This window comes from Sinorhizobium sp. 6-70, from assembly GCF_030124375.1.
Taxonomy (GTDB): Bacteria; Pseudomonadota; Alphaproteobacteria; order Rhizobiales; family Rhizobiaceae; genus Sinorhizobium.
The window spans coordinates 77,421-102,890 of the sequence record NZ_JASKLS010000008.1 but is presented as its reverse complement, the minus strand read 5'-3'; the positions used below and the strand labels follow the sequence as shown (position 1 = coordinate 102,890).

At 61.2% G+C, this 25,470-nt stretch carries 23 protein-coding genes; 12 read left to right on the top strand and 11 right to left on the bottom strand.

Features of this window, described 5'->3' with window-relative positions:
* Nucleotides 1-2 precede the first annotated feature (2 nt).
* The 6 genes from rnr to QN222_RS16975 form a co-directional block, all read right to left on the bottom strand.
* Nucleotides 3-2,372: a ribonuclease R gene (gene rnr / locus QN222_RS17000; RefSeq protein ID WP_283963068.1), complete on the bottom strand. Its 2,370-nt coding sequence runs from the start codon at nt 2,370-2,372 to the stop codon at nt 3-5.
* Between the two features lie 2 nt (nt 2,373-2,374).
* The gene (topA, locus tag QN222_RS16995; protein ID WP_283963067.1) at nt 2,375-5,050 is read right to left on the bottom strand and encodes a type I DNA topoisomerase; all 2,676 of its coding nucleotides are present in this window, start codon (nt 5,048-5,050) and stop codon (nt 2,375-2,377) included.
* Nucleotides 5,051-5,277: 227 nt separating this feature from the next.
* Nucleotides 5,278-6,435, bottom strand: a complete 1,158-nt coding sequence (gene dprA, locus QN222_RS16990) for a DNA-processing protein DprA (RefSeq protein ID WP_283963066.1) — start codon at nt 6,433-6,435, stop codon at nt 5,278-5,280.
* The gene (plsY, locus tag QN222_RS16985) at nt 6,432-7,043 is read right to left on the bottom strand and encodes a glycerol-3-phosphate 1-O-acyltransferase PlsY (RefSeq protein WP_283963065.1); all 612 of its coding nucleotides are present in this window, start codon (nt 7,041-7,043) and stop codon (nt 6,432-6,434) included. The genes dprA and plsY overlap by 4 nt, the downstream gene beginning before the upstream one ends.
* 31 nt (nt 7,044-7,074) lie before the next feature.
* Nucleotides 7,075-8,367 carry a dihydroorotase gene (locus tag QN222_RS16980; RefSeq protein WP_284005507.1) on the bottom strand — a complete coding sequence of 431 codons (1,293 nt, stop codon included), beginning with the start codon at nt 8,365-8,367 and terminating at the stop codon, nt 7,075-7,077.
* On the bottom strand, nt 8,364-9,305 hold the full coding sequence (locus tag QN222_RS16975; RefSeq protein ID WP_283965919.1) for an aspartate carbamoyltransferase catalytic subunit: 942 nt from the start codon (nt 9,303-9,305) through the stop codon (nt 8,364-8,366). The genes QN222_RS16980 and QN222_RS16975 overlap by 4 nt, the downstream gene beginning before the upstream one ends.
* Nucleotides 9,306-9,555: 250 nt before the next feature.
* Between QN222_RS16975 and QN222_RS16970 the strand changes: the two genes are divergently transcribed.
* Nucleotides 9,556-11,208, top strand: coding sequence for an acyl-CoA dehydrogenase family protein (locus QN222_RS16970; protein WP_284005506.1), 1,653 nt, complete (start codon nt 9,556-9,558; stop codon nt 11,206-11,208).
* Between the two features lie 194 nt (nt 11,209-11,402).
* On the opposite strand, the gene QN222_RS16965 is transcribed toward QN222_RS16970, so the two are convergent.
* Complete coding sequence (locus tag QN222_RS16965) at nt 11,403-11,678, bottom strand: hypothetical protein (RefSeq protein WP_283965920.1); 276 nt, start codon at nt 11,676-11,678, stop codon at nt 11,403-11,405.
* Between the two features lie 11 nt (nt 11,679-11,689).
* On the opposite strand from QN222_RS16965, the gene QN222_RS16960 reads away from it, so the two are divergent.
* A complete protein-coding gene (locus QN222_RS16960; protein ID WP_283965921.1) occupies nt 11,690-12,322 on the top strand; it encodes a calcium-binding protein in 633 nt (210 codons plus the stop codon).
* 55 nt (nt 12,323-12,377) lie between these two features.
* Here the strand turns inward: QN222_RS16960 and QN222_RS16955 are convergent, their stop codons facing one another.
* Nucleotides 12,378-13,196 (bottom strand): hypothetical protein, encoded by an 819-nt coding sequence (locus QN222_RS16955; RefSeq protein ID WP_283965922.1) that lies wholly within the window; start codon nt 13,194-13,196, stop codon nt 12,378-12,380.
* Nucleotides 13,197-13,593: 397 nt separating this feature from the next.
* Here QN222_RS16955 and QN222_RS16950 point away from each other — a divergent pair, with 397 nt between their 5' ends.
* Entirely contained in the window at nt 13,594-13,737 is a 144-nt protein-coding gene (locus QN222_RS16950) for a hypothetical protein (protein ID WP_283965923.1), read from the top strand.
* Nucleotides 13,734-14,072, top strand: coding sequence for a DUF6105 family protein (locus tag QN222_RS16945; protein ID WP_284005505.1), 339 nt, complete (start codon nt 13,734-13,736; stop codon nt 14,070-14,072). Before QN222_RS16950 ends, QN222_RS16945 begins: the two co-directional genes overlap by 4 nt.
* Here the strand turns inward: QN222_RS16945 and ruvX are convergent.
* Nucleotides 14,021-14,503: a Holliday junction resolvase RuvX gene (ruvX, locus tag QN222_RS16940; protein WP_284005504.1), complete on the bottom strand. Its 483-nt coding sequence runs from the start codon at nt 14,501-14,503 to the stop codon at nt 14,021-14,023. The two genes, QN222_RS16945 and ruvX, sit on opposite strands and share 52 nt — an antisense overlap.
* 151 nt (nt 14,504-14,654) lie before the next feature.
* On the opposite strand from ruvX, the gene QN222_RS16935 reads away from it, so the two are divergent.
* The 4 genes from QN222_RS16935 (at nt 14,655) to QN222_RS16920 (ending at nt 19,254) form a co-directional block, all read left to right on the top strand.
* On the top strand, nt 14,655-15,359 hold the full coding sequence (locus tag QN222_RS16935) for a metal-dependent hydrolase (RefSeq protein WP_283966027.1): 705 nt from the start codon (nt 14,655-14,657) through the stop codon (nt 15,357-15,359).
* A gap of 105 nt (nt 15,360-15,464) precedes the next feature.
* Nucleotides 15,465-15,752 carry an Asp-tRNA(Asn)/Glu-tRNA(Gln) amidotransferase subunit GatC gene (gatC, locus tag QN222_RS16930; RefSeq protein WP_283966028.1) on the top strand — a complete coding sequence of 96 codons (288 nt, stop codon included), beginning with the start codon at nt 15,465-15,467 and terminating at the stop codon, nt 15,750-15,752.
* Between the two features lie 50 nt (nt 15,753-15,802).
* On the top strand, nt 15,803-17,281 hold the full coding sequence (gatA, locus tag QN222_RS16925; protein ID WP_284005503.1) for an Asp-tRNA(Asn)/Glu-tRNA(Gln) amidotransferase subunit GatA: 1,479 nt from the start codon (nt 15,803-15,805) through the stop codon (nt 17,279-17,281).
* Nucleotides 17,282-17,808: 527 nt separating this feature from the next.
* Nucleotides 17,809-19,254 carry a diguanylate cyclase gene (locus tag QN222_RS16920; protein WP_283963391.1) on the top strand — a complete coding sequence of 482 codons (1,446 nt, stop codon included), beginning with the start codon at nt 17,809-17,811 and terminating at the stop codon, nt 19,252-19,254.
* A 75-nt stretch (nt 19,255-19,329) separates the two neighbouring features.
* Here the strand turns inward: QN222_RS16920 and QN222_RS16915 are convergent, their stop codons facing one another.
* Entirely contained in the window at nt 19,330-19,584 is a 255-nt protein-coding gene (locus QN222_RS16915; protein WP_180940811.1) for a YjhX family toxin, read from the bottom strand.
* 277 nt (nt 19,585-19,861) lie between these two features.
* The gene (locus QN222_RS16910) at nt 19,862-22,015 is read right to left on the bottom strand and encodes a DUF3857 domain-containing transglutaminase family protein (protein ID WP_283963392.1); all 2,154 of its coding nucleotides are present in this window, start codon (nt 22,013-22,015) and stop codon (nt 19,862-19,864) included.
* Between the two features lie 226 nt (nt 22,016-22,241).
* Here QN222_RS16910 and gatB point away from each other — a divergent pair, with 226 nt between their 5' ends.
* From gatB to QN222_RS16890, 4 genes are all read left to right on the top strand, one after another.
* Complete coding sequence (gatB, locus tag QN222_RS16905) at nt 22,242-23,744, top strand: Asp-tRNA(Asn)/Glu-tRNA(Gln) amidotransferase subunit GatB (RefSeq protein WP_283963393.1); 1,503 nt, start codon at nt 22,242-22,244, stop codon at nt 23,742-23,744.
* A 2-nt stretch (nt 23,745-23,746) separates the two neighbouring features.
* Nucleotides 23,747-24,244 (top strand): GNAT family N-acetyltransferase, encoded by a 498-nt coding sequence (locus tag QN222_RS16900; RefSeq protein ID WP_283963394.1) that lies wholly within the window; start codon nt 23,747-23,749, stop codon nt 24,242-24,244.
* A 187-nt stretch (nt 24,245-24,431) separates the two neighbouring features.
* Nucleotides 24,432-24,896, top strand: coding sequence for a GNAT family N-acetyltransferase (locus QN222_RS16895; RefSeq protein ID WP_283963395.1), 465 nt, complete (start codon nt 24,432-24,434; stop codon nt 24,894-24,896).
* A 108-nt stretch (nt 24,897-25,004) separates the two neighbouring features.
* Entirely contained in the window at nt 25,005-25,400 is a 396-nt protein-coding gene (locus tag QN222_RS16890) for an NADH:ubiquinone oxidoreductase subunit NDUFA12 (protein WP_283963396.1), read from the top strand.
* Nucleotides 25,401-25,470 lie beyond the last annotated feature (70 nt).

The following is a 25,470-nucleotide window of genomic DNA, read 5'->3' as shown; positions in this document are numbered from 1 at the left end:
TGCTATCGCCTGCCTCGCGGTGCCCGCGTTCCCGGTCGCTTGCGCGCACCGGGTCGCTCACGGCGGCCGGCCTTATGGAAAGAGCGTGTTGCGGTCGGCATCTTACGCCCCTCGCTCAGCATCTCGAAGCGGAGCGCACCGGCCAGCGGTACGGCCTCCTCCAATTTGACGCGCACCGGATCTCCGAGACGATAGCCGAGCCCGGATTTTTCGCCCGACAGGGCCTGATGGGCCTCGTCATAGATGTAATAATCGCGTCCGAGCGTAGATATAGGGATAAAGCCGTCGGCGCCATAGGCGGGGAGGGTGACAAAAAGTCCCGCCTTGGTGACGCCCGAGACCCGCCCGTCGAATTCCTCGCCGATGCGTCCGTTCAGGTGGTGCGCAATCAACCGATCGACCGTATCGCGCTCGGCCGCCATCGCACGCCGCTCGAATGTGGAAATCTCGGCGGCGATATCGTCAAGCGCACTTTCCTCTTGCGGCGTCGTGCCACCCGAGCCGAGGCCAAGCGCGGTGACCAGGGCGCGATGCACAACAAGATCGGCATAGCGGCGGATAGGGGAGGTGAAGTGTGCATACTTCATCAGGTTCAAGCCGAAATGGCCGATATTCTCCGGGCTGTAGATCGCCTGGCTTTGCGAGCGCAGCACCATTTCGTTGACCATGGTCTCGTAGGGTTTTCCCTCGGCTGTCGACAGGACGCCGTTGAAATGGTTCGAGCGCATGTTGCCGCCCTTGACGAGTGAGATGTCGAGCGTCGCCAGGAATTCGCGCAGCGTCTCCTGCTTTGCAAGCGACGGCTGGTCGTGAACGCGATAGATCAGCGCCTGCTGCTTCTGTTCCAGCGTCTCTGCCGCCGCGACATTCGCCTGGATCATCATTTCCTCGATCAGCTTGTGCGCGTCGAGGCGTTCCGGCACGAAGACGCGGTCGACGGTGCCGTCCGGCTTCAGGATGATCTTGCGCTCCGGCATGTTGAGCTCGAGCGGCTGGCGCCGGTCGCGTCCGCGCGTGAGTATGCGGTAGGCCTCCCAGAGCGGCTTGAGGATCGTTTCCAGGATCGGTCCGGTCTTGTCGTCCGGCGCCCCGTCGATCGCAGCTTGGGCCTGGTTGTAGGAAAGCTTGGCGGCGCTGCGCATCATGATGCGGTGAAACGTGTGTCCGGCCTTGCGGCCCTCTTTCGAAAAGCGCATCCGGACAGCGAGCGCGGGGCGGTCGACACCTTCCTTCAGCGAGCAGAGATCGTTGGAAATGCGCTCGGGCAGCATCGGCACGACACGGTCGGGAAAATAGACCGAATTCCCGCGCTTCAACGCTTCGAGGTCGAGTGCAGACTTCGGCTGGACATACCAGGAGACGTCGGCAATCGCGACAGTGACGATCACCCCGCCCGGATTGTCGGGCGAGGAATCGGGCTCCGCATAGACGGCGTCGTCATGGTCCTTGGCGTCCGCCGGATCGATGGTGATCAGCGGCAGCGGGCGCCAGTCCTCGCGGTGTTCCATCGTCGCAGGGCGTGCTGCCTCGGCCTCTTTCAGCACCCGCTCGGAAAAGACATAAGGAATTCCATGCGCGTGAATGGCGATCATCGAGATCGCCTTCTCCGATGCAACGGAGCCGACGACGTTCTGCACCTGCGCGCGCGGCAGGCCATACCGCCCGACGCGGGCAAGATGCACCTCCACAAGATCGCCATCCTGAGCGTTACCGGTGAAATCCGGGTCGACCAGGATCTCTTCGCCACGCTTGTCGATCGGCATCAGCCGCCCACCGCCGCCAGGAGTGGGGCGAAAGACGCCGAGCACGGCATCTTTGCGTTTGTCGAGAACCTTGATAATGCGGGCCGTATAGGCAGGGCCGCCGCGGTCCTTCGACGGAAATATCTTCGCCAGTACCCGATCGCCGAGACCGCCGACGGGTGCCTTGCCCTTTGCCTTGCCGACAGCGGATTGCCGGATGAGAACCGCGGGCGCGACGCCGTCGTCGTCCAGCCACTCCGCCGGTCGGCCGATCAATTCGCCATCGATGTCACGTATTGTGATGTCGAGGACCGTGACGGGTGGCAGACTACCGGGACGCACGAGCGATTTTCGCTTCTTCTCGACCAGCCCGTCCTCTTCCAGCGAGCGCAGCAGTGCCTTCAGTTCGACGCGTGCCTCTCCCTTCAGGCCGAAGGCCTTGGCGATTTCCCGCTTCGAGGCTTGCTGCGGATTCTCGGCGATGAAGCGCATCAGCACATCGCGCGGCGGAACCACGCCGTGAACGATCGTCTCCCTTTCGGCGGCAGGTGCCGCTTTGGCCGCGCGGCCGTTCTTCTTGCCTGCACCCTTGCCGGGCCGTTCGGTCGGGTCGCGCGGGATTCTGGTCAACGTCAGTCCTTCTTGGCCTTCGCGGCCGTTTTCGATTTCGCCTTGGCGGCGGTCTTCGGCTTGGCGGTTTTTGTTGCGCCGTTCGAGGCAGTCTTGGCGGTCTTTGCCGTCGTCGATTTCGCTTTGGTCGCCTTGCCCTTCGTCGCGCCGCCCTTGGCCGCGCGTTCGGCAATGAGCGCCAGCGCCTCTTCGACGGTCACGGATTGCGGATCCTTGCCCTTCGGCAGCGTGGCGTTGACCTTGCCCCAGTTGACATAGGGACCGAACCGCCCGTCGCGCACGGTGATCGCGCCTCCGTCGGGATGTTCGCCGAGTTCCTTGAGTGCGGCCGCGGCGCTACGTCCGCGGGAGCCGTTGGCGCCCTTCGACTGCTTGTCCGCGAGCACCGAGACCGCGCGGTTAAGCCCGATCGCGAAGACGTCCTCGATCGAGTCCAGGTTGGCGTAGGTGCCGTTGTGGAGCACGAAGGGTCCATAGCGGCCGAGACCGGTGGAGATCATCTTGCCGGTCTCCGGATGCGCGCCGATGTCGCGCGGCAGCGACAGCAGCGCGATGGCCTTTTCATGGTCGATCGATGCCGGCGTCCAGCCCTTCGGCAGGCTGGAGCGCTTTGCGTCCTTGCCTTCGCCGCGCTGGACATAGGGTCCGAAGCGGCCGCTGCGCAAAGTGATTTCCTCGCCGGTATGCGGATCCTTGCCGAGGCTCTGCGGCTCGTTCGATACCGACGCTTCCGCATCGCCGTTGCTTTCGGAGGAAAGCTGGCGCGTGTAGTTGCACTCCGGGTAATTGGAGCAGCCGACGAACGCACCGTATTTGCCGAGCTTCAGCGAGAGTTTTCCGGTCCCGCAGACCTGGCAGATGCGCGGATCGCTGCCGTCCTCGCGCTTAGGGAAGACGAGCGGCGCCAGTTCCTCGTTGAGGGCATCGAGCACGTTGGTGACGCGCAGTTCCTTGGTATCTTCGATCTGGGAGAAGAAGTCCTTCCAGAACTCGCGCAGGACGTCCTTCCAGTTGAGGTCGCCGGCGGAAATCTGATCGAGCTTCTCCTCCAGCGACGCCGTGAAATCATATTCCACATAACGCGTGAAGAAGCTCTCCAGGAAGGCAGTCACGAGACGGCCCTTGGCCTGGGGTACTAGCTTGCGCTTGTCGTTCGTCACATAGTCCCGGTCGAGGAGGGTCGTGACGGTTGCGGCATAGGTCGAAGGACGGCCGATGCCGAGTTCTTCCATCTTCTTGATCAGCGTCGCTTCCGAGTAGCGCGGCGGCGGCTCGGTGAAATGCTGGGTGGCGTTGATCTTCTGCTTGGCGAGATTCTCCCGCGCGTTGATCTCCGGCAGCCGGCCGCCCTCGTCACCGTCATCGGCCTGCTCACCATCTTCCTTCATGTCGGTGTAGGCGGCGATGAAGCCGTCGAAACGGATCACCGAACCGGTGGCCCTGAGGCCGGCCTTCTTGCCGCCGTTGTCGGCGATGATCTCGGCGGTCGTGCGCTCGATTTCGGCCGAAGCCATCTGGCTGGCGATGCCACGCTTCCAGACGAGGTCGTAAAGTTTGAGCATATCGCCGTCGAGGAAGCGGCGCACCTGGTCGGGTGTGCGGTTGAAATCCGTCGGACGAATGGCTTCGTGCGCTTCCTGGGCGTTTTTCGCCTTGGTGGAATAGAAGCGCGGCTTCTCCGGCAGGTACCGCTCGCCGAACTGGCTGCCGATGGCGCGGCGGGCGGCGTCGATTGCTTCCGGGGCCATCTGCACGCCATCGGTACGCATATAGGTGATGAGACCAACCGTCTCGCCACCGATGTCAACGCCCTCGTAAAGCTTCTGCGCCACCTGCATCGTGCGCGAGGCGGAAAACCCGAGCTTGGAAGAGGCGGCCTGCTGCAGCGTCGAGGTGGTGAAGGGCGGTGCCGGATTGCGCTTGACCGGCTTTGCTTCGACGCTCTCGACCACATAGCTCGCGCCATCGAGCAGCGCTTTCAGCCGATTGGCCTCGTCGCCATTGCCGATTGCTTTTGGCTGCAGGCGCTTGCCGTCGGCCGAGACGAGACGCGCTTCGAATTCGTCGCCGCGCGGCGTCTTCAGGAGTGCCGAAATATTCCAGTATTCCTCCGTGACGAAACGTTCGATTTCCGCTTCGCGATCGCAGACGAGACGCAGCGCCACCGATTGCACACGGCCGGCCGAGCGCGCGCCCGGCAATTTGCGCCAGAGGACGGGGGAAAGATTGAAGCCGACGAGGTAGTCGAGGGCGCGTCTGGCGAGATAGGCATCGACCAGCGAGATATCGATATCGCGAGGCTCGGCCATTGCATCGAGCACGGCCTTTTTCGTGATCGCGTTGAAGACAACCCGCCTCACCGGCTTGTCGCCGATGACCTTCTTCTTCTTGAGAAGATCCAGCACATGCCAGGAGATCGCCTCGCCCTCGCGATCCGGGTCGGTTGCGAGAATCAGGCCGTCCGACGATTTTACGGCGTCGGCGATGTCCTTCATGCGTTTCGCTGAAGCGCCGTCGACCTCCCAGGACATCTCGAAGTCTTCGTCCGGGCGCACCGATCCATCCTTGGCCGGCAGGTCCCGCACGTGGCCGAACGAAGCAAGCACCTTGTAGCCGGGGCCCAGGTACTTGTTGATCGTCTTGGCCTTGGAAGGCGATTCCACCACTACAACATTCATCGTCATTCTCTGAGACAATCTCTTTTGGCGAAGCGCAAATGCTGCGCGCCGGATGTTGACGCCACGAAATGGACAGGGATTCGGGCGCGGTCAAGGGGTTTCATGAAAATAGCAATATCGCCACAGAGTGCAACCAAACGGCAATTTCCGAGTTTCCTCAACCGAAGGTCGTTTCTTTCCGCGAGTTTGCGTGTGTTTCGACGGCGCGAGCCGCCGGTAATGACACATTATTCTTTGGGGAGAAGAGACACGAGGTTTGCCCCATGCCGGCAAAGCTGGCCCGCGAGATCCAGTTCCACAAGCACGAGGTGGACCTGCGAGGCAGAGAGCGCGGTGTGGCGGATGATATCGTCGATTTCGACCGGCGTCGGCCCGAGCGCTTCGATGATGCGGTTGCGCTCGCTATCGTCCGGTGCTGCCGCAGGTGCTGCCCGCGTGTTCTCAATCGTCGGCTCCTTGATGTCCAGGCGTGTCAGGAGGTCGTCGCGCGTGAGCGGCGCCAACGCCTCCAGAACGTCCGCTGAGGACGTCGTTACGGTCGCGCCCTGTTTCAAGAGATCGTTCGTGCCGTGGCAGCGCGGATCGAGTGGAGATCCCGGAACGGCGAAGACCAGTCTGCCGAAGTCGCCGGCATAGCGGGCGGTGATCAGCGACCCCGACCGATTGGCCGCCTCGACGATGGTGACGCCAAGGCTGACGCCGGCGATGAGCCGGTTTCGCCGCGGAAAATCACGCGCGCGGGGCTCCCAGCCAAAGGGCATTTCGCTGATCGCCAGTCCTTCGCCGGACGTGATCTCCTGCAACAGCCCGATATTTTCTGGCGGATAGGGCTGGTCGAGGCCGCCGGCAAGTGCGGCGATCGTGCCTGTCCGCAGGCTTGCACGATGGGCGGCGGTATCGATGCCACGGGCGAGCCCCGAGGTGATGACATAGCCTGCCGCCCCGGCATCGCGCGCAATCATCGCGGCGAACTTCGCGCCGCTCACGGACGCGTTGCGTGAACCGACGATGCCGAGGGAAGGGCGCGTCGCCGCCCGTACGTTGCCCTTCATGGCAATGAGCGGCGGAGCGCCGTCGATCTCTCTCAATGCTGGCGGATAGTCCGGCTCGCCGATCCCGACGAAGACGGCACCGAACCGGTGCGCCGCATCGAGTTCCCGTTCCGCGTCCGCGACGGTCGCAATGCGGAGTGTGCGCTCAGAGCCGCCGCGCCGGGAGAGGTCGGGCAGCGCTTCGAGCGCCGCCTCTGCCGTGCCGAAGTGATTGACCAGGTCCCGAAAGGTGGCGGGACCGACATTGTCGCTGCGAATAAGCCGCAACCAAGCGATTCTCTGCCGTTCCGTCAGCGCGATTCCTGCTCGTTGGGCGCTGACGTTCAACGTCATCCCTTTTCTCCGATCCGGCTCTCGGTGCCGCTCAGCAATCGCTGGATGTTGGCTCGATGCTTGATCCAGGTGATGACGGTCATGATCGCGAAGAGCAACGCCACTTTTCCGTATCCGGCCGCATAAAGCGCCACTGGCGTGATGGCCGTCGCCGTGAGCGCGCTCAGCGACGAGTAACGGGTGATCTTGGCGGTGGCGAGCCAGATCGCACCGAAGACGAGCACCATCACCGGTGCAAGGCCCAGCAACACGCCGATATAAGTTGCGACGCCCTTGCCGCCCTTGAACGAGAGCCAGACCGGATAGAGATGTCCGAGGAACGCGGCAAGGCCGGCGGCAACGCCAGCCTCGATGCCCCAGATCGAGGCGATGGCGGCAGCGGCTGTACCCTTGAGCGCATCGAGGAGCAGGGTCGCCGCGGCAAGCTTCTTGTTGCCGGTGCGAAGCACGTTCGTTGCACCGATGTTGCCCGAGCCTATCTTTCGGACATCACCGAGGCCTGCCATGCGCGTGAGAATGAGGCCGAAGGGGATCGACCCCAGAAGATAGCCGAAGACGAGACATGCGAATGTCGCGGGCAGCCCGAGCTGCCAGGATAATAGTTCCACCGGTTCCTCCCCCCGCCTAACAGCTCCGGTTTTACGCTGAATGCACCAGCTTGCCCGCAACATAAGTTTGGACGACCCGTCCGGTAAAGCGCGCATTTTCAAAAGGCGTGTTCTTCGAGCGGGAAACCAGCGCCTTTTCGTAGAGGATCCAGGGCTCTTCGAGGTCGAGAACGGTAATGTCGGCTTTGGCGCCCGGCTTCAGCGTGCCTGCATCGAGGCCGAAGATCGCGGCCGGGCGCGTGGACATCGCATCGATCAGCCGCATCAGCGGAACCTGGCCGCTGTGGTAGAGGCGAAGCGCGGCCGCTGCCAGCGTTTCAAGGCCGATCGCGCCGTCGGCGGCATCCGAGAAGGGCAGGCGCTTGGTGTCGACATCCTGCGGATCATGCGACGATACGATGATGTCGATCGTCCCGTTGGCAAGCGCCTCGGCCATGGCGACGCGATCGTCTTCGCCGCGCAGCGGAGGCGACAGCTTGAAGAAGGTCCGGTATTCGCCGATGTCGTTCTCGTTCAGCGTCAGATGGTTGATCGAGATGCCGCAGGTGACGTTGGTCCCGCGCTCCCGCGCGACGCGCACGGCCTCTGCCGACTCCGGTACGGAAATCTCGGCGGCGTGGTAGGCGGCCTTGGTCAATCCGGCGATGCGAAGGTCGCGTTCGAGCGGAATGATCTCCGCTTCGCGCGGCACGCCCGGAAGGCCGAGCCAGCTGGCGAGCAGGCCCTCGTTCATGACGCCGTTGGCGCCGAGATATTTGTCGCGAGCCTCAAGGGCGACGACCGCGCCGAACTCCCGCGCGTAGGTCATCGCGCGGCGCAGCACCAGCGTGTCGTGCACCGGTTGCCGACCGTTGGTGAAGCAGACGGCGCCGGCGTCGCGAAGCAGCCCGATTTCGGTCATCTCTTCCCCGAGCAGCCCCTTGGTAAGCGCTGCAGCCGGATGGACGTTGACAAGCGCCTTGTCGCGCGCGGTCTTCTGCACGAACTCGACGAGGGCGATTTCGTCGATGACCGGATCTGTATCCGGCATGGCGATGAACGAGGTGACGCCGCCAACCGCCGCGGCCCGGGAGGCGGACTCGATCGTCTCTCGGTGCTCGCTGCCGGGTTCGCCGACGAAGACACGCGCATCGACGAGGCCCGGGACTGCCGTAAGGCCGGCGCAGTCCTTAACGAAAGCGCCGTCCGGCGCGCCCTGGTTCTGGCCGTCGCTGCCGGCTGCCAGGATGCGGCCGTCGCTGCCGACGATGATCGTTCCCGCTTCGTCGAGGTTGCGCGAAGGATCGATAATGCGCAGGTTCTTCAGAACGAGTGGTCTGGTCATAGGCGCCGCCCCTGGTTCTGCGAGAGGAGAAGCGTTTCCATCACGGCCATGCGCACGGCAACGCCCATCTCCACCTGCTGTTCGATGACGCTCTGCGGACCGTCGGCGATTTCGGAAGCGATCTCCACGCCGCGGTTCATCGGGCCCGGGTGCATCACCAGCGCATCGTCCTTGGCCGCCTTCAGCTTTTCGGCGTCGAGGCCGTAATAATGGAAGTATTCGCGCACCGAGGGCACGAAGGAGCCAGCCATGCGCTCGCGCTGCAGCCGCAGCATCATGACGACATCCGCGTCCTTCAACCCTTCCGCCATCGAGTGGTAGACCTCGACGCCCATCTGCGCGATGCCGGAGGGGAGCAGCGTCGCCGGCGCGACAACGCGCACGCGCGCTCCCATCTGGTTGAGCAGCAGGATGTTGGACCGGGCGACGCGCGAGTGCAGGACGTCGCCGCAGATCGCGACGATGATCCGCGAGAGCTTGCCCTTGGCGCGGCGGATTGTCAGTGCGTCGAGGAGCGCCTGGGTCGGGTGCTCGTGCTGACCGTCGCCGGCATTGACGACCGAGCAGGAGACTTTCTGGGCAAGCAGTGCCGCAGCACCCGCCGAAGAGTGGCGCACGACCAGCACGTCGGGATGCATCGCGTTCAGCGTCATCGCCGTGTCGATCAGCGTCTCGCCTTTCTTCACCGAGGAATTGCCGACCGCCATGTTCATCACGTCGGCGCCGAGCCGCTTGCCCGCCAGTTCGAACGAGGACTGCGTCCGGGTCGAGGCTTCGAAGAAGAGATTGATCTGCGTCAGCCCGCGCAGCGAGGAGGTTTTCTTCTCCCTCTGCCGGGAGATCTTGACGGCTTCGTCGGCGCGATCGAGCAGGAGCGTGATCTCCTGTTCCGTGAGGCCCTTGATGCCGAGCAGGTGGCGATGCGGAAAAGTGATCATGAGCCGCCCTTGCACTCTCTACTGAATGTCTCCTTAAATCGACCTCGATTTAAGGAATAAGACATGCAGCAATTCAAAATGCTACAGCGACCTTTGCGCGTCTGATAAGACGCGGCACTGTAGATTGGCTCGCTCTATAAAGCGTGGTCCGGGGTCGGGCAAGCGGCGCGCCACCCCTTCCGCAGAAAACTTGCGTGGGCCTCAGGGCGCGCCTGTTTCGCGCCTGCGAAACTTGCGCTAGAACCGGCCCATGAATCAGATGAACCGGACTGAACAGAAACTCGCCGAGCTGAACCAGCCAAAACCCTGGTCCGGTGTCAATGCCTATCGCTCCGATCCTCTCGTCGTCGACATCACGTCGAGCATGCCGAAGACGTTGCGCGACGAATTCGACGTGCTCGGACGGTATGTCACCTCGCCGGAAGCGCAGGAACTCGCGCGCATGGCCAACGAGGGCGTGCCGAAGCTGAAGACCCACGGCCCCCGCGGCGAGCGCCTCGATGTCGTCGAGTTCCATCCGGCCTGGCACGCGCTGATGCGCCGGTCGATGACGACGGGTCTGCATTCTTCCGCCTGGGAGAACCTGGCGGATGAGAGGGGCCGGTCGCACAAGGCGAGGGCGATCCGCTTCTACCTGACGGCACAGCTTGAATGCGGCCATCTCTGCCCACTGACCATGACGAGTGCCTCGGTTGCCGCCATCACCGCGTCTCCGGCGGTCCAGAAGGAATGGGCGCCGAAGATCCTTTCGCGCAAATATGATTCCTCCAACCGCCCATGGATGCAGAAGAGCGCCGTCACCATCGGCATGGGCATGACGGAGAAGCAGGGCGGCACCGATGTCCGGGCCAACACCTCGACCGCGGAGCGCGTGGGGGAGGGCATCTACCGTCTGAACGGCCACAAGTGGTTCATGTCCGCACCGATGAGCGATGCTTTCGTGATGCTCGCCCAGACGCGCGACGGGCTCGGCTGCTTCCTGGTGCCGCGGCTGCTCGAGGACGGTTCTGCCAACGGACTGCGCTTCCAGCGCCTGAAGGACAAGCTCGGCAACCGTTCCAACGCGTCGTCGGAGGTCGAGTTTTCCGATACGTTCGGTTTCGTCCTCGGAACGCCCGACGCCGGCATCCGCACCATTCTCGACATGGTGACATTGACGCGGCTCGACTGCGCGCTCGCTTCCGCCGGCATGATGCGTGCCTCGCTCGCGGAAGCCGTGCACCACACCCGCGGTCGCAAGGTGTTTGGCAACGCACTGATCAGCCAGCCGATGATGACGCGCGTTCTGGCCGACATGGCGCTCGACGTCGCGGCGGCGAGCGCGCTGTCGTTCCGTCTGGCCGATGCCTTCGACAAAGCCCATGGCAGTGCCGAGGATGCCGCCTATGCCCGCATCATGACGCCGGTCGCGAAATACTGGTGCTGCAAGATCGCTCCCGGCTTGATCTATGAGGCGATGGAATGCCTCGGCGGCAACGGCTATGTCGAGGAGCGCGCGCTTGCCCGGCATTATCGCGAGGCGCCGGTCAACGCCATCTGGGAGGGATCCGGCAACGTCATGGCGCTCGACGTGCTGCGCGTGCTCGGGCGCCGCAAGGAGTTGTTCGAACAACTCTTCGGCATCTTCAGCCGCGATCTCGGCCCCTCCGGCCGCAAGACGATCGACGTTCTACGCGCGGCCATGTCGCTCTGCGAGCGCGACGAAGGCGCGGCCCGCATGCTGGTCGAGCAGCTTGCGCTCGCGGCGGCTGCCGCCGAACTCTATCGGCTCGGCGCGGGACGCATCGCCGACGCATTTCTGGAGTCGCGCCTCGCGGCCGGCTGGCGCTCGACCTACGGCATGCTCGATTCGCGCTTCGATTCCGCCTACGTGCTCGATCTGCTCTATCCGGCAGCAACGTAGCTGCCCATTCAGCAGGTTCAATGATCTACAGCGCCGTGCGTCTTGTCAGACGCGCAAAGGGCGCTTGTAGCGCTGTGAATTTCTGCATGTTTGAGGAAACATGCAGTAGGACGCCTGCGCACTGCTCTATTGCCCCCCACAGCAGCGCCCTTTTTGAGGCTAAGCGATCCCTCTCGCAACAACGCCATTTGCTCTCATAGAACGCGGCGGAAATCTTCGTCGGTGACCGATACGGCGTTGTGAGAAACGATACGTTTCAGCTCGCTGGAAGCGAGAGCGGAACCGTCGGCGGTGTCAACAACAATTGGGACATCTTCATTGGCGGCGGCGGAACCGACCGAATCTACGTCGCCCCAAAGTCCGGTTACTCCTGGACCGCCATCATGAACGGACCGGATAGCGTTGAAAGCATCGTGTTCAACACAAGCGGCGCGAAACCCGTTTATTTCGCCGGCAACGTGATTTTTCAAGCGTCACATCAATGACAGCCGGCGTTAAGATTTATGGTCGAGGCAACGACAACACGTTCACCGGTGGTGTCCTTGACGAATATGTCGAGGGGGATGCCGGCAACGACACGCTGCATGGCAACGGCGGCAACGATACGTTGTACGGTGATACGACCACTGATAATCCTTGGGTGGTAAGCTACACCGCTGCAGGTAATGACTGGCTTCATGGTGGCGATGGCAATGACCAAGTCAATGGTCAAGGTGGAAACGATCAGCTATTTGGTGATGCCGGGGACGATGATTTGTACGGTGGAGGAGGCACAGACCAGCTTCGTGGCGGTCAAGGTAGCGACGAGTTGTATGGTGACGCTGGCGATGATCTTCTCGACGGCAGCGACGGTGCCAACGTCTTATGGGGTGGAACTGGTATCGACACGTTCCAGTTCACATCTGCCGGTGATGAAAGCACGATTGAGGATTTCGAAATCGGCACGGAGAGATTGCAGTTCGATGTTAGCCTTGCTGATGATTTCAGCGACCTGACGATTGTTGACGATATAAATGGCAACGCGCACATCACCGTTGGTGATGTTGATATTACGCTGGTTGGGGTTGCATCCTCGTCCAACAGTTCCTTCATCGACTTCGGCCTATATGCATAGTGCGATCTGCCCCACCGTCAAAAAAGGCGGTGGGGCAACGGCTAAATGACACGCCTTAGATCTGTGCCACGTCCTTTTCGGTGTATTTACTCCGAACGCTTCCGTCTTCATTGTACGTCGCTAATGAGCCGTCCTCACCATAGCTGAGCATCTCTTGCCCATTGCTGTAGCGTAACTCAAAAGCTTCGATCTTCGCTTTGCCATCTCCATCATACGTGATCTTGAGGTCGCGGCCGAAAATTTCGGATAGGCGTGTTCTTGCTGCTGAAAGTCCGTCTGCGCCAATCTCCGACATTCTACGGTTCCCCTCATTAACCGTCTGAGCGTAATGAACCTCTTTCTGATACATCTTGTCGCTTGTGAAGTACTCTACTTCTCGATTGACCTTTGCTGCATCCTCGCCGTTAGCAATCCGGCTGGTACCCCACTCCGCATATTTAGCATTATATTCATCGCGAGGGAGTACGGTGTGATCCGGCTCGAGCCGGCGATTATATTGCCCAAGACTCCACACCGCTTGCCTTATGAACGCCTCGGCATTCTCCGCCGAAGTTTTGACCGGCGTGAATGCGATGAGTGGATCATCATCGTTGAAACTGTTGACGACCGCTGCGCTAGTTGCGCTCATGGTGGCCTTGGAGATCTCCGAAGAGACGGAGCCGCCGACCGCACGCGGAGCGTCGGCGACCTTCTCCGAAGCTTTCGCCTTCGCAGTCGCTGAGGCGACCGCGTCGGTTGTCGTGCTATTGGTTGTTGCCCGGCCGGAAACGATATCCAGAATGGCATCGGCCGCATTGCCGGATGCGTTCTGCGCGAAGGACGTGCTCTGGGTGAGGATAGTCAATGCAGCGGAATTTGCGGAAATTACCGTCATTACGGTACCCATCTCTCGTCCCGGGAGGACCTTCATGGGGGCCGGGATAATCGTGATGCAATCCGATATTCAGTTCGGCTGCGTGGAGATTCGCAACACAACCATGCGGGGAAACTCATTAAAGAAATGTAACCGCAGCCATGGTCGGAATAGCTACCTGACACACGAAACTCCAGCGCCTCGGCTGTTCCGCCGTTGTGGAAAGCCCACTCTCATGTCGGCCGTCTCCGTGGCCGAGGTTTCACGCAATCCTGCGGCGAGCCTCACACCACAAGCTGCCACTCGCTTGTGAATATTAACCTTAACAAATGGTTTACGTTGCGGGGGCGGGGCCAAGGGTGGAGACTGGCCGGGCAATCGAGGAAATCAGGAACGGAGCGGTTCGGTGAGAACTGGCTTGTTGATCATCATGATGATGTTTTTCGCGGGACTGCCGCTCGACATCGGGAGGCTGGCCGCCGCTCTTTTGGTGTTCGTGCTGGCCGAGCGAGCGCTCTATCCGCTGTTACGCCGGCAGGCCATGGAAAGGGGGAGCGCATGAAGTGGCTCCTGATCTTTTGGGCCGCCCCGGTCACGCTGCTGACCGGCTGGTACGGTCTTTCCTATTACGACATGAGCTTCGGCGTCTTCATGTTGACGCGTCAGGCGCATGACCTGGTGTTCGCGATCTATGGTCACGTGCTCGGAATTCCGCCCGAGACCATTCCGCCGCTCGTTGCGCGGGCGATGGTCGTCGACAGCGCCATCGTGTTTGCGCTTGTTGGCTTGAGGAAACGCCGCCAGATCGCCTCCTGGTACCGGCGACGTTTCGGCGCGCGGGCCGCTCAATCGCGAGAGGCGTTTGCGAGCGATGCCAATCTGTCGAGCGCTCCCTGAAGAATGAAGGAGGCGGCGGCGGAGTCGATGCGCTCGGCTCGCTTCTTCCGGGAAACGTCCATCTCGATCAGCACCCGCTCCGCCGCGACCGTCGAGAGCCGCTCATCCCAGAGCACGAAGGGAATATCCGTCTTCTCTCCCATGTTCCTGACGAAGGCGCGCGTCGCCTGGCAGCGCGGTCCCTCGGTTCCATCCATGTTGACGGGCAGGCCGATGACAAAGGCCGCGATCTTCTCCTTTGCCGCCACGGCCAGGAGCGCTTGCGCATCGACCCCGAACTTGACACGCCGGATCACATCGCGCGGCGTCGCGAAGCGCCGTCCGAGATCGGAGACCGACAGCCCGATCGTCTTGGTGCCAAGATCAAGGCCGGCAATTGCCTGGTTGGGCGGCAAGCATGCCGCCAGCTCTTCGATGGTAAGAATTGCCATGGGATTACCGATTCGATCTTTCCACTTGCTTCGTTTGATCCATATGCTGGTCCGACACATAAATCATCTGAGCGGTCCGCCTGACCTTTAAAAAACGATCACGCATGTTCGGTCGCTTCGCTCAAACTTACCGTGATCCAAGGAGAACGTCATGAAGATCAAATGGCTCGGCCATTCCGCCTTCCACGTCGAGACGGCGAAGGCCAAAATCCTGATCGATCCATTCTTCACCGGAAATCCGGCATTTCGTGAAACCGAGCGCAAGGCGGCAACCGCGGGCCTGACGCATATCCTGTTGACACATGGACACGGCGATCATGTCGGCGACACGGTTGCGATCGCCAAGGAAACCGGAGCCACGGTGGTTGGCAATTTCGACCTTTGCATGTGGCTTGGACGGCAGGGCGTATCGAAGATGGATCCGGGCAACACCGGTGGGACGATCCAGCTTGGCGCTTTCTCGGTCACCTTCGTCACCGCGCTTCATTCCTCGGCGCAGATCACCGAAGATGGCGTTTCCCATTCGCTCGGAAGTGCCGGCGGCCTGGTGCTTCACTTCGACGACGAGCCGACGCTCTATCATATGGGCGACACGGATATCTTTTCGGACATGGCGCTGGTCCACGAACTGCATGAGCCGGACATCGGCATCGTGCCGATCGGCGACCGCTTCACCATGGGCGGCGCGGTGGCCGCTCTCGCCTGCCAGCGTTTCTTCAAATTCAACACGGCCATCCCCTGTCACTATGGCTCGTTCCCGATCATCGACCAGACGCCGCAGACCTTCGTCGCCGGCATGGACGGTGCCTCGACGCTGGTCGCAACGCCTGAAGTCGGTGGCGTCGTCACTCTCTAGAGAACAACGGCGGCCTGTCGCGGAAGCTCTCGGCGACATTCGCCCGTTGCACGTTGTTCAACTCGTCTTTATAGCGGGGGAAACTTTGAGATACCGGAGACGATCATGTCCGTAGACCTTGCCACCGTAAAGCGCGTCGCGCGCCTTGCCCGCATTGCCGTCAGCGAAGAGGAAGCCGAACGGATGACGGGCGAGCTCAATGGCATTCTCGGCTTCGTCGAGCAGCTTTCCGAAGTGAATGTCGACGGTGTCGAGCCGATGACCTCGGTCACGCCGATGAACATGAAGAAGCGCACCGATGCCGTCGCCGACGGCGATAAGGCTGCGGACATCGTTGCCAATGCACCGAACTCGGACCGCAACTTCTTCCTCGTCCCGAAAGTGGTCGAGTAAGAAACCGCCTCCCGCCCCGACGTTTCTGATTGCGAAAGCCCGATTACACCATGACCCTTACAAGCCTCACGATCGCCGAAGCCCGCGCGAAGCTTTCCGCCAAGGAAATCACTGCGGTCGAATTGACGGATGCCTACATCGCCGCGATCGAGGCGGCCAATGACGCGATCAACGCCTATGTCGCCGTGACCCCGGAAAAGGCGCGCGAGATGGCGAAGGCCTCCGATGCCCGTATCGCAGCCGGCAAGGCTGGTGCTTTGGAAGGCATTCCGCTCGGCATCAAGGATCTCTTCGGCACCGACGGCGTCCATACGCAGGCCTGCAGCCACATTCTCGACGGCTTCAAGCCGCGCTACGAATCGACCGTCACCCAGAACCTTTGGAATGACGGCGCTGTCATGCTCGGCAAGCTCAACATGGACGAGTTCGCGATGGGCTCCTCCAACGAGACGTCCTACTACGGGCCGGTCAAGAACCCCTGGCGCGCCAAGAATTCCAACCTCGACCTCGTGCCCGGCGGTTCCTCCGGCGGCTCTGCGGCTGCGGTCGCGGCCCATCTGTGCGCTGGCGCCACGGCGACCGATACGGGCGGCTCCATTCGCCAGCCGGCCGCCTTCACCGGCACTGTCGGCATCAAGCCGACCTACGGCCGCTGCTCGCGTTGGGGCGTCGTCGCCTTTGCCTCCTCGCTCGACCAGGCTGGCCCGATCGCGCGCGACGTGCGCGATGCGGCGATCCTTTTGAAGTCGATGGCGAGCGTCGACGCGAAGGATACGACCTCGGTCGACTTGCCCGTGCCGGATTATGAGGCGTCGATCGGCAAGTCGATCAAGGGCATGAAGATCGGTATCCCGAAGGAATACCGCGTCGACGGCATGCCGGAGGAAATCGAGACGCTCTGGCAGCAGGGCATTGCCTGGCTGAAGGACGCCGGTGCCGAGATCGTCGACATCTCGCTGCCGCACACGAAATATGCGCTGCCGGCCTATTATATCGTCGCGCCCGCCGAGGCGTCGTCGAACCTCGCGCGCTATGACGGTGTCCGCTACGGCCTGCGCGTCGACGGCAAGGATATCATCGACATGTATGAGAAGACGCGCGCCGCGGGCTTCGGCCAGGAGGTCAAGCGCCGCATCATGATCGGCACCTATGTGCTCTCCGCCGGCTATTACGACGCCTATTACCTGCGCGCGCAGAAAGTCCGAACGCTGATCAAGCGAGACTTCGAGCTCGTTTTCGATGCAGGTGTCGACGCGATCCTGACACCGGCGACGCCGTCCTCGGCCTTTGGCATTGCGGACGAGGATCTCGCAGCCGATCCGGTGAAGATGTACCTGAACGACATCTTCACCGTGACGGTCAACATGGCGGGGCTGCCGGGCATCGCGGTGCCGGGCGGGCTAGATCGCAAGGGCCTTCCGCTAGGTCTGCAGCTGATCGGCAAGCCGTTCGAGGAGGAGACGCTGTTCAAGACGGCGCATGTCATCGAACAGGCTGCGGGCCGCTTCGCACCGTCCAAGTGGTGGTAAGGCGGGCTGGGCTGGCCAGGCTGCGGAAGAAATGATGGAGTGGGGCGGAATGGGACCGCTCCATGTTCCCCATCCGCCGTGTCCGTCAAAGCGACGTACGACTTCTTGCGGACATCGGCCTCAGGGCTTCGGAACAGGCCGTTTCCGGGCTCGCCGGTGCTGCGAAAGTCCTGCGCCTCGCGGAGCATTCGTCTGACACGTTCGTCACTCGTCATTGGCACCTACAGCGCCGCGCGTCTTATCAGACACGCAAAGGACCCTGTAGCACTTTGAATTGCTGCATGTTTCCTTAAATCGGCTCTGGTTTAAGGAAACAATATAGTGGTCCTTTGATCGAAGAAAGCGGCCGCATCCGCGGCTGGCGTCGCTCGAATCCCGCTTTCGCGAATGCTGCGTTTCCCAGATTGCATAGCTCCGAACGCCTTTATTCACACCTCGTTCACCACTCCTGAAATATTAGGGCTCGTGAAATTACGTAGCGACGTGGGGGACGCTCGTTGCAAGCATCTGAAAATAGTATTGAACGATTGACGTTTAATAAGTATTCCTTCCATCCGTTCCTGATTGTCTGTCTTGGACTGATCGTTTTCATCGCGTCTCTGCTCGGTATTTTCAGCCGACCGGTGGGAATGCTGGCTTCGATCTGGCCCGCAAACGCGATTTTGCTTGGCTTGATGCTGCGCAACCCGTCGCTGGCTTCGCCGGCGGGCTGGCTCTCGGCGGCAGCGGGCTACGTGATGGCCGACCTCGTCACCGGATCCGATTTTTGGCAGGCGATCGGTCTGAATACCGCCAACCTGGTCAGCGCGGGCCTCGGCTACGGCCTCTTCACGCGCCTCCGCGAGGAGGATCGGCGTCTGCGCCGGCCGCTTTCCGTCCTTTACATGTTCGCCGTGGCAACGGCGGCTGGTGTTTGCGCGTCCGCGGTCGGCGCCTGTGCCAGCGTGTTTTTTTTCGGTGAGCCCGCCTGGACTGCGTACCTTTCATGGCTGACAACGGACCTGGTCAACTACACAGTTGTGGTTCCGGTATTCCAGACCATGCCGTCTCTTGTTCGTAGATCACGAAGGGCGGCGTTTCTGAGGCATGGACAGGCACTGGCAGCACATCCGCTGCCCCTCATCCTTCTCGTGCTTTCCTGCAGTGCCGCTTTGATCGTCGGCGGTCCGGGCGCCATCGCCTTTCCCGTACCGGCGTTAATTTGGTGCGCGCTGAGCTATGGTCTCTTCGCGACCACGGCGTTGACGATGATCGTCAGCCTCTTGACACAGGTGGCCGTTGCCTCCGGCGCCTTGCGTCTTGGCGTCAGCGGCATTGCCGAAACGACGCTGACATCGACCCGGCTTGGAATAACCCTGCTTGCCCTCGGACCCTTGACGGTGGCGAGCGTCGACACGGCGCGCCGCAGTCTGATCGCCCGTCTTTCGCATGCGGTCGACTACGATTTTCTTACGCAGTGTCTGGCGCGCGGGGCTTTCATGGCGCGGGCGAGCAGCTTGATCGCGCGGCTGGAGAAAAGCGACGAGCCTGCCTATGCCATGATGATCGACATCGATCATTTCAAGGCGATCAACGATACCCATGGACACGCCGTCGGAGATCATGTCTTGCAGGTGGTGGCGCGGACCATCCGCGCCAACCTGCGGACCGATGATCTCTTCGGGCGGCTTGGCGGAGAGGAGTTCGCGATCGTGCTCGCGCGCCAATCTCCCCAGGACGCGAGGGATGTGGCCGAGCGCGTTTTGCGCGCCATACGATCGACGGCCATCGAATTTGCGCACGGCGGCAGGTTGAGCGTCACAGCCAGCATCGGCATCGCAACGGCGGCGCAGTCGGAGATGGGCCTGGCGCACCTGCTGTCGCAAGCCGATGTAGCCCTCTATGGCGCCAAGGCAGCGGGACGGGATCGCGTCGGCGAACCGGTTTCCTCCGCAGAAAGAGGGACCTTACTGGAGAAGACCGCCAAAATCTGAAGCCGGACGATGCACGCCGCATTCATTGAAGCCCCGGAGGTAGTAACCTCCGGGGTAGACGTGCACCCCGGCCGCTCAGCGGTTGTTGAGTTCCGATCTGACGAGATAGAGGCCTCGCTCGGTGATGCGGTAGGGCTTGCCACCCGAGGACTTGATCGCTCTTTTACGTTTCAGCTTGCGAAAAAGCTCGAGGTCGACGCCGGGAAAGACCCAGCCATCGCGCGTGAAGCAGCGGATTTCGGCGATTGCCTTGCCTTCGCGAGTGATTTCGATGCGGCCGCCCTGGGCCAGATAATGAAGAATGCGCTGTTCTGCGCGCGAAATATCCATGGTTTGAGTGTTCCGGAATGGCGTTCTTGAGAACGCAAGAAAACGTTCCGCAAATCGTCAGATGAGCGGGGTTGACGTTTCCGGCCCGTGCGCGCAGGTCATAGCAACTGCGGCAGGGCCCTTACCGGGACTCAGACTGAAAGAACATCAAGACTCCATTCGGAAGCCGATTCTTTTAGGAAATGGCCGCCCAGGCGTCAAGAAGCGACGGAGATTCCAGGTTCGTAGCAGCAGTGGCCTCTCTGCTAATGATCGCACTTCGCTTCTAGCCCCTTCGTCATCCCCTTTCCGCTGCAGAATCCAGATCCCGGAGCATAACGACGACCAGTGCCGCGACTACGACCCCAACCAAGAAAAGCACAGCGACTCCGATACCAAAAAGGCCGGCCATATTGGGGCTCGAACGATTGTTGCTGCCTGCATCGACGGGGTCGACATAGGTGAAATCGAAGGAGAATGCGGAGTTGCGTTCGATGTCGTCGGCGGCTTTCAGGTAGGCGCCGATCTCTTCAGGGGGAACTCGCCCCTCCAACATCCGAAAGCGCCATTCGACTTCGAACTCGGTCGGTATACTCGACCAGTGTAGCCTAAGTGAGACGCGCGGGTCGGGCACGTCTATATTTGCAGGCAGTGAGAAGCGCGCGTTGAGGTTCGACACGGTGACCTTGTGGCTCTTGAAAACCTGAGGTCCCAGCGCAATCGGTCCGGTACGGCCGATTGTGGTTGGCCTCGGCATGTCGCTAATGCCGATATCTGCTCGCAATGGGAAATTCTTGGCAAGGTCGTTGGCAAGGAGTGCCCCGGAGGGAAGTTCGTAGGCCTCCATTGTCGTGACGATGTTAAGGTCGCGGTCATCTCCGCTTTCGAGCATCGACGTGCTTTTAATGCCCGGGTACTGCCGGTTGTAATATTGAAGGTAGTCGTCGGCGAGCTTTGGCTTCGATGTGCTCGCAAGCTTACGCCGCATATTGTCGGCATCGCCGTGGCGGTAGATGGTGTTTACGGTCAGTACCAGGGGCTCGCCATCCCGCTTCGGAAACGCAAATCGCTCAGTGACGGACTGAGTAGGCTCTAACAGTTCCTTCTCCGGAAGCTTCTCGAGTACGGCTCCGGAAACAACCAGCGGCAATGCAAAGCCATAATCGGGCTGAACGATGTTCGCTGCGCGTCCGCCCTGCAGATAGTCGGTCGCGTCGAGCCACCAGACCCGTTCGCCTATCTTCGCTTTGACGATCGCGTGGTCGAAGACCTGAAGCGCAGGAACGGCATGTTCAAGCGCCCTGCCTTCATCGATATCGGTGAGAGCCGCCTCGGCTTCGACGCCCAGCCGCCGCAAGGCTGAAACGAGGAGTAGCGTTTTGTCCTTGCAGTCGCCGAAGCCGCTGGCCAGCACCGTTTCCGGACGGCGTGGCACATAGGATCCCGCTCCCATCGACAGGCTGACGTAGCGGATCTCGTCCTGGACTAGCCGCAATGCGGCGATGAGGCGATCCTCTAGCGAACCATGGCGGACTTCGATTTCAGTGAGCTTGGCCTCAAAATCGGCCGGAAAGCTCTCCGCCGGTTGATAGAAAGGAAGCACGGCATCGACGACGGGCTGCCAGTCGAACTCTGAAGATATCTGCACGAAGCCGAAATTAGGATAATCGACCGGCAGATTGTCCTGGAGTTTCACTGGCACAGGATTGGCCGTTTCCCACAAATAGGTCGTTTCGCCCCCGGCGTTTGTCACCCTTGGTTTCAGTCCTGTCCTGACCGCGCGTATGTTGAGCGGCTTTTCTGTAGGCCAGATGATCCGTTCCCTTGTAAGGGCGACGGGCTCACCCCATTCAGCCTGAAAGCGAGTAAACAAAAGATCCTTCGCCACTGTCGGGGTGACTTCATAGGTCGTGGAATAGTCCACGATATCGCCGACGCGCACATCGCTGAGATCGACATGCGCCGTGAGGCGACCGTCAAAAATGCCTCTCTCGGAATCCGTCTCCCGGCGGAATATCTCGAACTTCGCGTCACCGAGTTTGTCGATGACAACTCCGTCTCTAACGATCATCAGTCGGTTGAAGGAAAGCCTCTCGCGCGAAGGATCGAATTCGATATCCAGCCGTGCTCCGCGTTCCAAGCCGGGCCGGTCAGTCACTTTATAAGCCAGGCGCTCGAATACCGAATATCCGCCGCTTCTATACCGAATCTGCGTATCCGTCAGGAGGAAAGCGATTCCGTTCCTGATCTCGACGTTGCGTGCCGGGTCGAGCTCAGGAATGCCGACAATCTCCACCCATTTTTCGGCTGGCGTCTTGTGCACTTGTTCGTCCGCCTTGGCCGTCAAACCCGGGCCCAGCAGCGTCAAGATGAGAGCAAGAAGAAAAACGAACGATCTGCGACGCACCATTAACCGGACCCTTATGTTGAGCCGCTGCGCTCGTTCGGTCATGGAACGGCCACCAATCGATTGGTCCAGGCTGATAAGTCAATTCAGAATAGGCAGCGGCAGGATTTTCTAGAAGACAGCGGTACGAACGTCAAGGTTGCACAGGTTAGGTGTGCTGTATCGTTGCGAGCGTGCCGCCGGGGCGCGAGGTGCCTCACAAGCCTTGCACCGGAGGTCCAATTGCTCTACCGAGAAAGTTCGAAATTCAGGCTTCAAAGAAGAGCATGACATGAGCATTGTCGACGTCCGCACTCCCGATCCGAAACGCTTCATCCCCGGCGCCACCGGCGACTGGGAAGTCATCATCGGCATGGAAGTCCATGCTCAGGTGCTCAGCAATTCGAAGCTGTTCTCGGGGGCGTCGACGGAATTCGGCAATGCGCCCAATGCCAATGTCTCGCTGGTCGATGCCGCGATGCCGGGCATGTTGCCGGTCATCAACGAGGAGTGCGTGAGGCAGGCGGTTCGCACCGGTCTAGGCCTCAAGGCGAAGATCAACAATCGCTCGATCTTCGACCGGAAAAACTACTTTTATCCGGACCTGCCGCAGGGCTATCAGATCTCGCAGTACAAGGATCCGATCGTCGGCGAGGGCAAGATCATCATCTCCATCGGGCCGGATCGTCAGGGCCAATTCGAGGATGTCGAGATCGGCATCGAACGTCTGCATCTGGAGCAGGACGCCGGAAAATCGATGCACGACCAGCATCCCTCCATGTCGTTTGTCGACCTTAACCGCTCGGGCGTCGCCTTGATGGAAATCGTCTCGAAGCCGGACCTGCGGTCGTCGGACGAGGCGAAAGCCTATCTCACCAAGCTGCGTTCGATCGTACGCTACCTTGGTACCTGCGACGGCAACATGGACGAAGGTTCGATGCGGGCTGACGTCAACGTCTCGGTTCGCCGTCCGGGCGAGCCCTTCGGCACGCGCTGCGAGATCAAGAACGTCAACTCCATCCGCTTCGTCGGCCAGGCGATCGAATATGAAGCGCGTCGACAGATCGCGATCCTCGAGGATGGTGGCACGATCGATCAGGAGACGCGACTCTTCGACGCCAACAAGGGCGAGACGCGGTCGATGCGTTCGAAGGAAGAGGCGCACGACTATCGCTATTTCCCCGACCCGGACCTGCTGCCGCTCGAATTTGACGACGCCTTCGTCGAGGCTCTGAAAGCCGATCTTCCGGAACTGCCGGACGACAAGAAGGAACGTTTCGTCCGCGAGATGGGCCTTTCGGTCTACGATGCCTCGGTTCTCGTCTCGGAGAAGGCGATCGCCGACTATTTCGAGGCCGTCGCCGAAGGTCGAGATGGCAAGCTGGCCGCGAACTGGGTCATCAACGACCTGTTGGGTGCGTTGAACAAAGCCGGCAAAACCATTGAAGAGACTCCGGTTTCGCCCGCCCAGCTCGGCGGCATCATCGACCTCATCAAGGCCGAGACCATCTCCGGGAAGATCGCCAAGGACCTCTTTGAAATCATCTGGAACGAGGGTGGCGATCCGGCCGAAATCGTCGAAACGCGCGGCATGAAGCAGGTCACCGACACTGGTGCCATCGAAAAGGCAGTCGATGAAATCATCGCGGCCAATCCGGACCAGGTGGAAAAGGCCAAGGCGAAACCTTCGCTCGCCGGCTGGTTTGTCGGCCAGGTGATGAAGGCGACTGGCGGCAAGGCCAATCCGCAGGCCGTCCAGGCCCTCGTCAAGACCAAACTCGGCATCGAGGAGTAACGATGTTCTTCGTCCGCACGGCCAGCGAGCGCGACCTGGAAAAGGTCCGCGTCCTGCTGGCCGAGACGTGGCACGCGACCTACGACACGTTTTACGGCACCGACAAGGTCAATGAACTCACCGCCAGGTGGCATTCGGTCGACGCGCTGAGAAAGCGCCTGCAACGAAAGAATGCCGAATTCGTCGTTGCCGACAATGGTAGCGAGCTTGCCGGCATGGGGTATGCGGCGATGTCGGACGCGCTGGCGAAAACGGTCGTCCTTCACCAGCTTTACGTGCGCCCGAAATATCAGAGGCAGGGCATCGGCCGCGACATGTTCGCCGAACTCGAAACCTGTTTTCCCGATGCGGAGCGCATGCGGCTGGAAGTCGAGCCGCAGAACCTTCACGCTCTCGCGTTCTATCGGGCGCATGGTTTTGCCGAAGTCGGAAAGACCGCGAACTGTGGCGACGAGCAGTCGGGCGTGCCAGCGCTGATCCTTGAAAAGAGGCTTTCCTAGTGCCCGTTTCCTTAAATCGTAGCCGATTTAAGGATAAAAACATGTAGCTGCAGTATCCGCTACGCGTCTGATAAGACGCGCGGCGCTGTGGCTGCCGCGATCAATTGAGACGCGATGCACAGCGATTGTCATGAAACTGTTGCCTCCTGCTGATTGTTGCACGGCAGGGCGCACAGGAAAGCCGGAAATGACGATCGATCTTGAAATCCGACGAGCCGAGCGCGGCGACCTGCCTGCGATCATTGCCCTTTTTGCGAACGACCGGTTGGGCGGGCACGGTGATACGACCGAGCCGGAAGCCTTTGGCGATTATCTTGCCGCGTTCGAGGAGATCGGTCGATCGCCCCATCAGACGCTGTATGTGGCCCACCTCGATGGAGAGGTCGTCGGGACCTTTCAGACTGCGCTTCTGACATCGCTTCCCGGGCGTGGCAGTTCGAGCCTGGTTATCGAGGCCGTGCAAACGCGCGAAGACATGCGTGGCCGCGGCATCGGCGAACGCATGGTCCGCCACGCGATTGCCGAGGCGCGAGCGCGGGGAGCAGAAAAGGTCCAACTGACCTCGAACGCCCTGGGCGTCGACGCTCATCGCTTCTACGAGCGCCTTGGTTTCGAGCGCAGTCATTTCGGCTTCAAGATGCGGGTGAAATGACCGGCGGCAAAGCGGAATCACTGGACAAGGCAGGAGTGGCGGGGCATAAGCGGGAGCATGATATTGATGTCCGGCTGCCTTCCCAACGGCCGGTGAAGGAAGACACCCATGAAGCTTCTGCTGCAGATTTTCACCTGGTGGAACGAACAGACGATCGGTACGCGTTTTCATACCTGGCGCTTTGGCAAGCGCGTGGGTGAGGACGAATTCGGCAACGTCTACTATCAGGGCGGCACGGACTCCGAAGGCCGTACGCGGCGCTGGGTGATCTATAACGGCCCTGCCGAGGCGTCCGCCATCCCGGCTGGCTGGCACGGCTGGATGCATCACCGCACGGACGTTTCCCCTGCCGACGAGAAATACGTGCCGAGGGCGTGGCAGAAGCCGCACCGTGCGAACCCGACCGGCACGGCGCAGGCCTATCGCCCGAAGGGATCGATCGCCGGCGCCGGCGAGCGCCCACGCGTGACCGGCGACTACGACGCCTGGACGCCGCGCTCCTGAGTTGCGGTTTCATCCGCGCAGGATGTGAAGAACCCCGTCGATCACGGCGCAGCCACATTTCGGGTTTAGC

Bases quoted from the DNA above. Each gene is read 5' to 3' on its own strand.
- topA (WP_283963067.1), bottom strand. From the start codon at position 5,050: ATGAATGTTGTAGTGGTGGAATCGCCTTCCAAGGCCAAGACGATCAAC.
- dprA (WP_283963066.1), bottom strand. From the start codon at position 6,435: ATGACGTTGAACGTCAGCGCCCAACGAGCAGGAATCGCGCTGACGGAA.
- QN222_RS16980 (WP_284005507.1), bottom strand. From the start codon at position 8,367: ATGACCAGACCACTCGTTCTGAAGAACCTGCGCATTATCGATCCTTCG.
- QN222_RS16975 (WP_283965919.1), bottom strand. From the start codon at position 9,305: ATGATCACTTTTCCGCATCGCCACCTGCTCGGCATCAAGGGCCTCACG.
- QN222_RS16970 (WP_284005506.1), top strand. From the start codon at position 9,556: ATGAATCAGATGAACCGGACTGAACAGAAACTCGCCGAGCTGAACCAG.
- QN222_RS16960 (WP_283965921.1), top strand. From the start codon at position 11,690: ATGACAGCCGGCGTTAAGATTTATGGTCGAGGCAACGACAACACGTTC.
- QN222_RS16955 (WP_283965922.1), bottom strand. From the start codon at position 13,196: ATGACGGTAATTTCCGCAAATTCCGCTGCATTGACTATCCTCACCCAG.
- QN222_RS16945 (WP_284005505.1), top strand. From the start codon at position 13,734: ATGAAGTGGCTCCTGATCTTTTGGGCCGCCCCGGTCACGCTGCTGACC.
- ruvX (WP_284005504.1), bottom strand. From the start codon at position 14,503: ATGGCAATTCTTACCATCGAAGAGCTGGCGGCATGCTTGCCGCCCAAC.
- QN222_RS16935 (WP_283966027.1), top strand. From the start codon at position 14,655: ATGAAGATCAAATGGCTCGGCCATTCCGCCTTCCACGTCGAGACGGCG.
- gatC (WP_283966028.1), top strand. From the start codon at position 15,465: ATGTCCGTAGACCTTGCCACCGTAAAGCGCGTCGCGCGCCTTGCCCGC.
- gatA (WP_284005503.1), top strand. From the start codon at position 15,803: ATGACCCTTACAAGCCTCACGATCGCCGAAGCCCGCGCGAAGCTTTCC.
- QN222_RS16915 (WP_180940811.1), bottom strand. From the start codon at position 19,584: ATGGATATTTCGCGCGCAGAACAGCGCATTCTTCATTATCTGGCCCAG.
- QN222_RS16910 (WP_283963392.1), bottom strand. From the start codon at position 22,015: ATGACCGAACGAGCGCAGCGGCTCAACATAAGGGTCCGGTTAATGGTG.
- gatB (WP_283963393.1), top strand. From the start codon at position 22,242: ATGAGCATTGTCGACGTCCGCACTCCCGATCCGAAACGCTTCATCCCC.
- QN222_RS16900 (WP_283963394.1), top strand. From the start codon at position 23,747: ATGTTCTTCGTCCGCACGGCCAGCGAGCGCGACCTGGAAAAGGTCCGC.
- QN222_RS16895 (WP_283963395.1), top strand. From the start codon at position 24,432: ATGACGATCGATCTTGAAATCCGACGAGCCGAGCGCGGCGACCTGCCT.
- QN222_RS16890 (WP_283963396.1), top strand. From the start codon at position 25,005: ATGAAGCTTCTGCTGCAGATTTTCACCTGGTGGAACGAACAGACGATC.